Source organism: Bartonella sp. DB5-6 (assembly GCF_000278115.1).
Taxonomy (GTDB): Bacteria; Pseudomonadota; Alphaproteobacteria; order Rhizobiales; family Rhizobiaceae; genus Bartonella; species Bartonella refiksaydamii.
Map to the genome: position 1 here is coordinate 20,496 of NZ_JH725117.1, position 1,106 is coordinate 21,601.

The 1,106-nt window shown below is 39.2% G+C and carries 2 protein-coding genes; both read left to right on the forward strand.

Translation table 11 applies throughout. From position 1 onward, the window contains the following. Window positions 1-135: 135 nt before the first annotated feature. Window positions 136-477 carry a hypothetical protein gene (locus MCO_RS03880; RefSeq protein ID WP_040298791.1) on the forward strand — a complete coding sequence of 114 codons (342 nt, stop codon included), beginning with the start codon at window positions 136-138 and terminating at the stop codon, window positions 475-477. Between the two features lie 73 nt (window positions 478-550). Further along, window positions 551-1,000: a hypothetical protein gene (locus tag MCO_RS03885; RefSeq protein WP_007552728.1), complete on the forward strand. Its 450-nt coding sequence runs from the start codon at window positions 551-553 to the stop codon at window positions 998-1,000. Window positions 1,001-1,106: the final 106 nt, after the last annotated feature.

A 1,106-nucleotide genomic window follows, 5' to 3' on the forward strand; every position in this document is an offset into this window, starting at 1 on the left:
CCCGCTGGAACCTAACCCGCTGGAACCTAACCCGCTGGAACCTAGAACCTTTAAAAACATTTATTCATAATGAATAAGGCCTTAAGGCTGACAAATTGGATTCCATATTGTCAACATTTATTTTGAAAGCATTTTATGAATACCTTTGTTTTTATCCTCTTGTTGGTTTCATGTACAGATGATTTTAACAGCTGTTATTCTAACGATACAATGGTCAAAACCTACCCAACAGCTCAAGCATGTGAACAAGCCATGATACCTTCCACCAAAAAATTTGCCTCTTATGGGCAACAAATTTTTGCCCAATGTACAAGTATACAAGCAAACTTGCATCAACAAGAAGTAAAGCTGATCTGGTCCGTCACAAACCGAGGCAATTTTCTGCTTAAAAGCCAAACCATGAATGATAAAAGATCAAAAATCCATGAAACAAAAGCTCTCCCCTTATCGTCCCCACTTCTAGGGTTCCACCTATAAACCCCTTGCATAAAAAGCCTTAAAAGCATAAACCCATCAGACTCTAAGAAAACAATCAATGGAAGGGCGCAGCATGATGGATAATAAGCAAACTCAACCCTCACAAGACCATCACTCAGAGCAATGTGCACTGCCTCAAGATTATCCCCTAGACCCTGCAGTGGAACGCGTGAGAAAAAAACTTATGTGTTTTATGATTGTTTCCATTTCTATCACACTCATTCTGATTCTTGCTGTTCTCTTTGCAGTTATATACAAAACCGTAACAATGGGATCATCTCCAAAACAAATAGATTCTTTTTCTTCTTACAACAAAAAATCAAAAATCGTGCACCACACGCTATCCTTACCAAAAAACACACAGATTCTGTCACAAAGCCTTGCAGAAGACAAGATTATGTTAAAAGTCTTAACGTCAGAAGGGCAAACAAAATTTATGGTTTACAATTATCAAACTGGAGCACTTATCGCTGTCCTTTCTCTTGAAACAACAGAAGAAGCACCTACTACCCTGCCCCGTTAAACCGGCAATACTTCTCAAAAGCGCTTAAATATCATTTTCTGGTGCTAAACATTTTCCTCACAGCTCACCACTCGACGTCGACGTGGTTTCCTCTGTATTTCCTCAC